Source organism: Herbaspirillum lusitanum P6-12 (genome assembly GCF_000256565.1).
Taxonomy (GTDB): Bacteria; Pseudomonadota; Gammaproteobacteria; order Burkholderiales; family Burkholderiaceae_D; genus Herbaspirillum; species Herbaspirillum lusitanum.
The window spans coordinates 1-9,432 of the sequence record NZ_AJHH01000550.1 but is presented as its reverse complement, the minus strand read 5'-3'; the positions used below and the strand labels follow the sequence as shown (position 1 = coordinate 9,432).

Genomic DNA, 9,432 nt, shown 5'->3' with positions numbered 1-9,432 from the left:
CGGATCGACGCCGGTGGTCGGTTCGTCCAGGATCAGCAGGTCGGGATCGTGAATCAGGGCGCAGCACAAACCGAGTTTCTGTTTCATGCCGCCGGACAGTTTACCGGCGGGGCGCGAGAGGAACGGCCTCAGGCCGGTGCTGAGGGTCAGTTCATCAATCCTGCGCCATAGCCGAAGTTGCGCGCCGGGCGTCCCGGCAGGCTCTCGCCGAGCGGCGTTTTTCGCAGCATCTCCGCCAGCAACGCCGGCGGCAGGAAATCCGTCGTCAGCAAACGATCCAGCAGCAAGGCAGCCGCCGCAGGCGCACCCAGCAGCAGGCCGTGATAGACCCACTGCGGATGGTAGCCGCGGGCATTGCCCCAGACCGATATCGCAAGATCGTCCGGCGTTTGCGCGAGCATCACGTTGCGAATGCCGAGCGGCGTCAGCACCAATTGGTCTAGCGCGTGCTGCAAGCTGAGGCCGGTGGCGTTTTCGACCAGGCGGCGCACCAGAAAATAACCGGTATTCGAATAGCGCCATCCCGCATCAGGCGCGAACAGCAGCGTGTCGGCATCGGTGCGCGCCAGCATCTCTTCGGCCGGCCACGGCGCATCGCCGCGCGCCACCGCCTGCGCGTAACTCCCCAGTTCGGAATAGTTTGGCACGCCTGCGCCGTGGCGCAGCAGTTGCCGCAGCGTGTACGGCTTGCCGGGCAGCGGCGCGTCCAGCGTGAGTTGGCCGTCGCAGACCAATGACATGGCTGCGGCGGCCAACACGGTCTTGGTGAAACTCCACCACGGCGCCGGCGATGCTTGCAGGTCGCCGCGCACCAGTTGGCCGTCGCGGACGATGGCGATGGCGGTGTGTTCGGACGAAGGAGAAGAAGGAGGGGAAGAAAGGGACGCTATGCTCATGTGCGCATTTTATGCGAAATGGTCCGGCTAGCACGGGTTGCCAGAACCAGTGGTCGGCCTGTTTCAGGTCATTTCGCAATTCGCGGAAGCAGTGATATGAAGCGCGGCGTTCGAATCGCTGCACGGCCGGCTGGTCATGTAATGGTGAGGTAACTACAGTAAAAAAAGCCACGCCCTGTGACAGGCGCGGCTTTTCTTTTCAAGCCGCGGTGGGGCGGCTGAATCAATGCATCAGCAGTATGATGAGGAGGATGACGGGAATCGGAATTCCCAACAACCAAAGCAGTATGGCTCCCATGCTGATCTCCTTAGGTCAAAGTAACGGATTCGTGGGTGTCGCGATCGCCGACGGCAGGTTCCACCGCCGTGTACACCACACGGTCCTTGCGGTCACGCAGACGACCGCCGAAAGTTGCCGCCAGGCTGGCGATGAAGGCACCGCACAGCAGCGCCACGAACATCCACAGCGAACCGTAGGCTGCCGCCTTGCGAGCCGTATCGGCAGCTTCCTTGGCCTTGGTGGTAGCGTCGTCGATGGCCTTCTTGTAAGCGGCATAGGTGTCGTCGACGCGTTTTTCCGCATCGGCCTGGCTGATGCCGCTACGCTTGGCGATCACTTGCGCAACATAGGTCTTGTCGCCGGCCGGCAGCGCCCCGGTGCGCAGCGCATTGGCGAAGATGCGCGTCACTTCGTTGCGTTGTGCAGGCGCCAGCGGCGGGCTGTCGGGAGCACCGTTGGCAAGCGGCGCAACCGGAGCTGCATCCGCTGTTGCCGGTGCACCAGTTGCAGGAGCGCGGAACAGCGTGTCGATGAAGTAGCCCGACACGGCATCGGCAGTATTGCCATCCGCTGCTGCAACGCTACCGGCAGCAGCGGTAGTGCCGGCGGCCGCTACTGCGGCGCCGGCCGAGCCTGCCACTTTGGCGCCGCTCGATATCACGTTGCCGATGGCTGTGCTGAGTAGCGCCGCTGTCGCCAGCGATGCCACTGCCCAGGCCAGGAAGCCGTGCGCGGTGTCGCGGAAATACACTTCATCAGTGTGTACGCTGGCCCATTTCACGCGCAAGCGTCCGGCCATGTAACCACCGATGGCCGATGCGGCGATTTGCGTGAAGGTAATCCACGCCACCGTCGACCAGCCGATGGTCTGCGCGCTGAGACCGTTGCCGGACCAAGGCGAGACCGACGAAAATCCCAGGCCGAAGCCGAGGATCACCAGGATGAAGGACAACGCCGCCGCGGCGAACGCACCCGCGAGGATCGCTCCCCACGAGACGCCGGACGCGACGCTGTCGTCCCCACCAACTGCATGTGCATGCAGGCCACTATTGATCATGTTTTTCTCCTCGAGAGCGTTCTTGTCACCAGAACAAATGTAACCAGCGCGGCGGCCGCCAGCCATAGGACGATCCCGGCACCTTTCGTAGGATTTGCGGCAGACCGGAGGGTGGCCGACGCCACAAGCGGACTTCCGCTGACAGCGCCGGTGTCGCGTCCTGCTTACAGTAGAGGTTTCCAACATCCTTTTGCGGAGTGGCATGAGCGACATGGTCGTGGTGCGGAAGGAAGGCCTGTATTGCGTCCCCGGCGACTTCCATATCGATCCGTGGCGTCCGGTGGATCGGGCGGTGATCACGCACGCCCACGCCGACCACGCCCGCACCGGCCATGGCCACTATCTGGCGACCGCCGACGGCGCCGGCATCCTGCGCGCACGCCTCGGCGAGATTCGTCTTGACGCCTTGCGCTACGGCGAGTCGATTACCCATAACGGTGTCGCGCTGTCGCTCCACCCGGCCGGCCACGTGCTCGGCTCGGCCCAGCTGCGCATGGAACACCGCGGCGAAGTCTGGGTCGCCTCGGGCGATTACAAGCTGGAACGGGACGGTACCTGCGCGCCGTTCGAGAGCGTGCGCTGCGACACCTTCATCACCGAATCGACCTTCGGCATGCCGATCTATCGCTGGCAGCCGCAGGCGGAAATCTTCGACGACATCAACGCCTGGTGGCGTCGCAATGCAGCCGAAGGGCGCACCAGCGTGCTGTTTTGCTACGCCTTCGGCAAGGCCCAGCGCATCCTGCACGGGCTTGATCCGACCATTGGCAGCATCGTCTGCCACGGCGCGGTGGCGCCGCTCAATCGCCTCTATCGGCAGGAGGGCGTGGCGCTGCCCGAGACGCAGACCGTCAACCAGGGCAGCCCGGGCAGCAAGAGCGATGGGGGCAAGCGCAGCCCCTCTTCGGCCTATGCCGGCAGCCTGGTCATCGCGCCGCCCTCGGCGGCGGGTTCGCCCTGGATGCGCCGCTTTGGCGACTACAGCGACGCCTTCGCCAGCGGCTGGATGCGCTTGCGCGGCACGCGCCGCCGCCGGGGCGTGGATCGCGGCTTCGTGCTCTCCGACCACGCCGACTGGCCGGCGCTGCAGCAAGCCATTGCGGCCACCCAGGCCGAGCGTATCATCGTCACCCACGGCCAGGTCGCCACCATGGTGCGCTGGCTGCGCCAGAACGGCCTGGACGCCGGCGCTTTCGCTACCGAATACGGCGACGAGGCCATCGAAGAGATGCCCGCCGCGACTGCGGAGCCAGCCCCTCATGCGTGAATTCTCGCGGCTTTATGGCGAGCTCGACGCCACTACCGCCACCAACCGCAAGCTGGAGGCGCTGCAAACGTACTTCCGCCGCGCCGACGCTGCCGATGCGGCATGGGCGGTGTATTTTCTGGCCGGCGGCAAGCCGCGCCAGGCGGTGCCGACCAAGCTGTTGCGCCACTGTGCGATGCAATATGCGCAGCTCGACGAATGGCTGTTCGACGAGTGTTACCAGGCCGTCGGCGACTTGGCTGAAACCATCGCCCACATCCTGCCGCTGGCGACGCGCGCCGACGATCTCGGTCTGAACCAATGGATGACCGAGCGCATTGCGCCCTTGCGCGGCGCCGATGCCGAAACCATCCGTGCGGCGCTGTTTTCGTACTGGGATATGCTCGACTGGCAAGGCCGGTTCCTGCTCAGCAAACTGATCGGCGGCGGCTTCCGGGTCGGCGTCTCGAAACTGCTGGTCACGCGCGCATTGGCCGTGGTTGCCGAGGTCGATGCCAAGACGATTGCGCAGCGCCTGGTTGGCTGGACCGACCGTAGCACGCGGCCGACTGCAGCCGGTTTTTCCGAGCTGATCGCGCCGCCGTCCGAGGCCGATCGCCAGCGTCGCGGCGGCCAGCCCTATCCCTTCTTCCTGGCGCATCCCTTGCTGGCTGATCCGGCCACGCTGGGTGAACTCGGCGAATGGCAGGTCGAATGGAAATATGACGGTATCCGCGCGCAACTGGTGCATCGGGAGGGACGCAGCTGGCTATGGTCGCGCGGTGAAGAGCTGATCACCGAGCGCTTTCCGGAACTGGCCCAACTGCCGTTGCCGGATGGCGTGGTCATCGATGGCGAGATCGTGATCCGGCGCAACGGCGTGATTGCACCGTTCGCCGACCTGCAAAAGCGCATCGGCCGAAAGACCTTGTCCGGCAAACTGCTGGCCGAGTTGCCGGCGGCGCTGATTGCCTACGACTTGCTCGAACTGGACGGCGAAGACCTGCGCGGCAGGACGCAGCAGGAACGGCGCGCCTTGCTGGAAAAGCTCGCTGAAACCGTTCCGGCGCTGACCCTGGCGCCGGTGATCGACCTGGCCGAAGCCGCCGACTGGGGCGCGCTGGCGACCTTGCGCGAAAGTTCACGCGCGCGTGGCGTCGAAGGCATGATGCTCAAGGCGAAATCGGCGCACTACGGCATCGGTCGCACCAAGAACGTCGGCACCTGGTGGAAGTGGAAGATCGATTCCTACTCGGTCGACGCCGTGCTGATCTATGCGCAGGCCGGCCACGGCCGGCGCGCTTCGCTGTACACCGACTACACCTTCGCGGTGTGGGATGCCGAAGATGCGACTGGGGAGCGCCGGCTGGTGCCGTTCGCCAAGGCCTATTCCGGATTGACCGACGCCGAGATCGCGCGCGTCGACCGCATCATCCGCAGCAGCACTGTCGAGAAGTTCGGACCGGTGCGCAGCGTCAAGCCGAGCATGGTGTTCGAAATCGGCTTCGAAGGCATCGCCGCCTCGCCGCGCCACAAGGCCGGCATTGCAGTGCGCTTCCCGCGCATTCTCCGCATTCGCGACGACAAGCCGATCGCGGAGGCCGACAGCCTGTCGACCCTGCAAGCCTTGCTCAATGAAGCGGAGGGACACCATGCTGCGCGCACGGACTGAGGACGCCGGTGACGATGTCCCACGCGCCGCAGGGACCTCGCGCAGCACGCCGGTGGAGCGCTGGTTCGCCGCGCAGGGTTGGAAAATATTCGCCTTCCAGCGCGACACCTGGCAAGCCGCCGTGCGTGGCGAGTCGGGCCTGCTGCATGCCAGCACCGGCTCGGGCAAGACCTATGCAGTCTGGTTCGGCGCGCTGCTGCATGCCCAGCCAAGCCTGGGCCAGCCGACACAGGGCGCGACGACCAACGGGCTGCGCGTGCTGTGGATCACGCCCATGCGGGCGCTGGCGGCCGACACCGCGCGCGCACTGGAAGCGCCGCTGAACGCCTTGCTGCCGACGTGGACTATCGGCAGCCGCACCGGCGACACGTCCGGTAGCGAACGCGCACGTCAGCTGCGCAGTTTGCCCAGCACGCTGATCACCACGCCCGAGAGCTTGTCGCTGTTGCTGAGCCAAGACGACGCGGCGGCACGCTTCGGCAAGCTCGACGCCATCATCGTCGACGAGTGGCATGAGCTCATGGGCAGCAAGCGCGGCGTGCAGACGCAGCTGGCGCTGGCGCGTCTGCGCCGCTGGCGGCCGGAACTGATGGTGTGGGGATTGTCGGCCACGCTGGGCAATCTGCAGCAATCCAGGGACGCCTTGCTGGGAGCAGGACGCGGCGTGCTGGTGCAGAGCAAGACGCGCAAGAAAATCGTCGTCGATACGCTGATTCCGGCGCATCCGTCGCGCTTCGCCTGGGCCGGCCATCTTGGTCTGCAGATGCTGCCGGCGGTGGCGGCAGAGATCGATCGCCACGCCAGCACGCTGGTGTTTACCAACACGCGTTCGCAGGCCGAGCTGTGGTATCAGAACTTGCTTGCTGCACGTCCCGACTGGGCCGGCCTGATCGCGCTGCATCATGGTTCGCTGGACCGCGAAGTGCGTGAATGGGTGGAACAGGGCTTGCGCGACGGACGGCTCAAGGCCGTGGTCTGCACTTCCAGCCTGGACCTGGGCGTGGACTTCACCCCGGTCGAGCGCGTCCTGCAGATCGGCAGCCCGCGTGGCGTGGCGCGCCTGCTGCAGCGGGCTGGCCGTTCCGGCCACGCACCGGGCCGCGTCTCGCGCGCCACGCTAGTGCCCACCAACAGCCTGGAACTGGTCGAGGCGGCCGCCGCGCAGGACGCCGTGGCCGCCGGGCAGGTGGAACAGCGTCCGGTGCCGGAAGCACCGCTGGATGTGCTGGTCCAGCATCTGGTGACGATTGCGCTGGGCGGCGGCTTCCGTTCGCAGGAATTATTTGACGAGGTACGGACGGCTTACTCCTATCGTGCGTTGCGTCCCGACCAGTGGCAATGGGCGCTGGATTTCGTCGCGCGCGGCGGCCAGAGCCTGACCGCCTATCCCGAATATCAACGCGTGGTGCCCGATGCCGACGGGGTATATCGCGTGCCGGATGCGGCGATCGCGCGGCGTCACCGCATGAGCATCGGCACCATCGTGTCCGACGCCAGCATGCAGGTGCAATACCTGCGCGGCGCGCGCATCGGCACCATCGAGGAAGGCTTCATCGCGCGCCTGCGTGCGGGCGATCGTTTCCTGTTCGGTGGCCGCATGCTGGAGTTCGTACGGGTGCATGAAATGACCGCCTACGTGCGCCGCGCCACCAGCGGTTCCGGCGCGGTGCCGCGTTGGCAGGGCGGTCGCATGCCGCTGTCGTCGACGCTGGCGCACGCCGTGCTCGATTGTCTGGAAGAGGCCACGCACGACGACTATTCCGGTCCGGAAATGCAGGCGGTGCAGCCCTTGCTGGCCTTGCAGCAGCAATGGTCAGCCTTGCCTACCGCACGCAAGCTGGTGGTCGAGCATCTGCATAGCCGCGAAGGCCATCATCTGTTCTTTTATCCCTTCGCCGGACGGCTGGTGCATGTGGGTCTGGCCGCTTTGATTTCCTATCGGCTGGCGCAACGGCGGCCCGCGACGTTTTCGATTGCGGTCAACGACTACGGTTTTGAATTGCTGGGCGCGGCGCCGGTCGACCTCGCTGAAATATTTCCCGCTTCCGATATGGGCGGCGCTTTGTTCTCGTCCGCGCATTTGCTGGAAGACGTGATCGCCAGCCTTAACGCCACCGAACTGACGCAGCGCCGCTTTCGGGAAATTGCGCGCATCTCCGGCCTGGTGTTCCAGGGTTTTCCCGGGCAGCCGAAGAGCACGCGTCAACTTCAGGCATCGGCCAGCCTCTTCTTTGAGGTCTTCCGCAAGCACGACGCCGGCAATCTGTTGCTGACGCAGGCGCAGACCGAAGTATTGGAGCAGGAACTGGAGTTGCAGCGCCTGCGTGAGACGCTGGAGGAATTGCGCGGCCGCAGCCTGCACGTATGCAGCATCACGCGAGCGACGCCGTTCGGGTTCCCGCTGATGGTGGAGCGCTTTCGCGAAAAGTTGTCGACCGAAAAACTCGGCGACCGCGTGGCGCGCATGCTGCAGGAACTGGAAAAAGCGGCGGCGCGATGACAGCGGACAAACCATCCGATAGCGGCGCGCTGGACATCACCCTGCTCGGCGAACGACTGCGCCTGTTGCCGCAACGCGCCTTGCTGTGGCGCGCACGCAAGATGCTGATCGTGGCGGACATCCATTTCGGCAAGGCGGCCGCGTTTCGTGCCGGCGGCATCCCGGTGCCGCACGGCACCACGCGTGCCAACCTGGATGCGCTGGATTCCCTGATCGCCGCGCATGCGGTCAGCCACATCGTGTTCCTCGGCGATTTCCTGCATGCCAGAACTGCGCGCGCGCCAGCCACCTTGCTGGCGGTGCAGCGCTGGCGCGAGAGTCACCCCGGCATGCAACTGACGCTGGTGCGCGGCAATCATGATCGCCACGCCGGCGATCCGCCGTCGCAGCTGAAGGTGGAGGTCGTCGATGAACCGTGGCAGGTCGGGCCGCTGGCGCTGTGTCACCATCCGCAAGAACGAATGGGAACGTATGTGCTGGCGGGGCATATCCATCCCGTCGTGCGGTTGGCGGTGGGACGCGATTCGCTGCGGCTGCCGTGTTTCGTCTTTGGCGCGGTACAGGCGACGCTGCCGGCATTCGGTGCGTTCACCGGCGGTCATGAAGTACGCGGAAAGCAGGACGAGCAATTGTTCGTCTGCACCGATGACCGCGTTTTTCCTTATCCCCGGCCGGTTTGAGGAAGATCAGCCGCGCAGTACGGCGCTGAACTTGCGGGTCGCCTGCAGGCCTTGCGCCGAATGATGTGCACCGGGTGACAGCGCAGTGATCAGCGCTGCCGGATCGTTGCTGGTTGTGTTGTCCGCGCCGACAAGATGCATGCCGGTGCGACCGATTACAGCCTCACGGGTCGCACGTACCCGGGCAGCCGCGCGGAAAGTCATGCCGCGGCTGTTGCCGTCGGCGCGCGTGATCCAGTCGTGCAACAGCTGTTGCTCGCGCGGGCTGAAGACGCCGAACATCTCCGCGCCGGCACCGTTGATGAGTCGCCAGAAGCGGCTCTCTTCAGGATCGCTGCCGCGCCTGATCCATCCCGCGCGTTCCAGCTCGGACAAGAAGCGACCGGCGTCTTCAGGGTTGTCCAGCCATTCGTTGACCGTCTTGCCGGCAAAGCGGCAATAGTCCGAATGCATGTTGCGGCCGACTGCCGTCTTCTCTTGCAAGACGGCAACCAGTGCACGCTCGGGATCGAAGTCGGCAATCACGGAGGTGGTGCTCATGCCGAGATCATTGAGACGATAACCGTCGCGCACGCGGCGATAGAATCCGGCCGGATCATCCTGCTGCGCGACGATGTCCGCGACCGCCTGTGCCGCCTTGTGCGCATGGCCGGTGGCGGCGTTGTCGATGGTCACGTGCAGGGTGAAGTAATACGGGTCGATGCCGAGTTCGTTGAGTTCGTACGCGCTGATCAGCAGATGCAGCGGCAGCTGCTCGTAGCCGAGGTTGTAGCCGATTACTTCCGGCAGGAAGCGTTCGGTCTGATAACCCAGCGCCAGCTGAATGGCGCCTTGCACGAAATATTCGTCAGAAAGCGTTTGCCAGTCATCGCAGTCGTGCGTGGCCAGCAGCTTCTTGTAGAGCGTGACGTGGTTCATGGCCGGGTCGCCGTCGCCGAGTTCTTCCAGATAAGTCAGGATCAGCGGATGGAAGTCCGGATTTTCCCAATACCGCAACGTGCCGTACAGCCATGAACCATCGACCAGCTTGGTCGGCGCCACGGCGCGAATGAAGTTGAGCGCGTGCGAGCGTGTGGCGAAATAGCGGCGCGGCGCGCCATC

At 65.1% G+C, this 9,432-nt stretch carries 7 protein-coding genes and 1 pseudogene; 4 read left to right on the top strand and 4 right to left on the bottom strand.

The window, feature by feature from the left end:
* The 3 genes and pseudogenes from HLUSI_RS31845 to HLUSI_RS0118350 form a co-directional block, all read right to left on the bottom strand.
* A pseudogene (locus tag HLUSI_RS31845) lies at positions 1 to 162 on the bottom strand (ATP-binding cassette domain-containing protein); the annotation flags it as partial.
* Positions 147 to 896, bottom strand: coding sequence for a serine hydrolase domain-containing protein (locus HLUSI_RS29480; RefSeq protein ID WP_016835346.1), 750 nt, complete (start codon positions 894 to 896; stop codon positions 147 to 149). The pseudogene HLUSI_RS31845 and the gene HLUSI_RS29480, both read right to left, overlap by 16 nt.
* A gap of 308 nt (positions 897 to 1,204) precedes the next feature.
* The gene (locus HLUSI_RS0118350) at positions 1,205 to 2,233 is read right to left on the bottom strand and encodes a hypothetical protein (protein ID WP_016835345.1); all 1,029 of its coding nucleotides are present in this window, start codon (positions 2,231 to 2,233) and stop codon (positions 1,205 to 1,207) included.
* Between the two features lie 202 nt (positions 2,234 to 2,435).
* On the opposite strand from HLUSI_RS0118350, the gene HLUSI_RS0118345 reads away from it, so the two are divergent.
* Genes HLUSI_RS0118345 through pdeM form a run of 4 tightly spaced genes read left to right on the top strand, consistent with a single transcriptional unit; the run spans position 2,436 to position 8,331 of the window.
* Positions 2,436 to 3,500, top strand: a complete 1,065-nt coding sequence (locus HLUSI_RS0118345; RefSeq protein WP_016835344.1) for a ligase-associated DNA damage response exonuclease — start codon at positions 2,436 to 2,438, stop codon at positions 3,498 to 3,500.
* The gene (locus HLUSI_RS0118340; protein ID WP_016835343.1) at positions 3,493 to 5,151 is read left to right on the top strand and encodes an ATP-dependent DNA ligase; all 1,659 of its coding nucleotides are present in this window, start codon (positions 3,493 to 3,495) and stop codon (positions 5,149 to 5,151) included. The genes HLUSI_RS0118345 and HLUSI_RS0118340 overlap by 8 nt, the downstream gene beginning before the upstream one ends.
* A complete protein-coding gene (locus HLUSI_RS0118335) occupies positions 5,132 to 7,651 on the top strand; it encodes a ligase-associated DNA damage response DEXH box helicase (protein WP_016835342.1) in 2,520 nt (839 codons plus the stop codon). The genes HLUSI_RS0118340 and HLUSI_RS0118335 overlap by 20 nt, the downstream gene beginning before the upstream one ends.
* Entirely contained in the window at positions 7,648 to 8,331 is a 684-nt protein-coding gene (gene pdeM, locus HLUSI_RS0118330) for a ligase-associated DNA damage response endonuclease PdeM (RefSeq protein ID WP_016835341.1), read from the top strand. Before HLUSI_RS0118335 ends, pdeM begins: the two co-directional genes overlap by 4 nt.
* Before the next feature lie 6 nt (positions 8,332 to 8,337).
* Here pdeM and HLUSI_RS0118325 read toward each other — a convergent pair.
* The coding region (locus HLUSI_RS0118325) for an iron-containing redox enzyme family protein (protein WP_016835340.1) at positions 8,338 to 9,432 on the bottom strand (1,095 nt) is incomplete at its 5' end.

What these genes read in the sequence shown, in the direction of transcription:
- HLUSI_RS0118345 (WP_016835344.1), top strand. Translation starts at nt 2,436, where the DNA reads ATGAGCGACATGGTCGTGGTGCGGAAGGAAGGCCTGTATTGCGTCCCC.
- pdeM (WP_016835341.1), top strand. Translation starts at nt 7,648, where the DNA reads ATGACAGCGGACAAACCATCCGATAGCGGCGCGCTGGACATCACCCTG.
- HLUSI_RS29480 (WP_016835346.1), bottom strand. Translation starts at nt 896, where the DNA reads ATGAGCATAGCGTCCCTTTCTTCCCCTCCTTCTTCTCCTTCGTCCGAA.
- HLUSI_RS0118335 (WP_016835342.1), top strand. Translation starts at nt 5,132, where the DNA reads ATGCTGCGCGCACGGACTGAGGACGCCGGTGACGATGTCCCACGCGCC.
- HLUSI_RS0118350 (WP_016835345.1), bottom strand. Translation starts at nt 2,233, where the DNA reads ATGATCAATAGTGGCCTGCATGCACATGCAGTTGGTGGGGACGACAGC.
- HLUSI_RS0118340 (WP_016835343.1), top strand. Translation starts at nt 3,493, where the DNA reads ATGCGTGAATTCTCGCGGCTTTATGGCGAGCTCGACGCCACTACCGCC.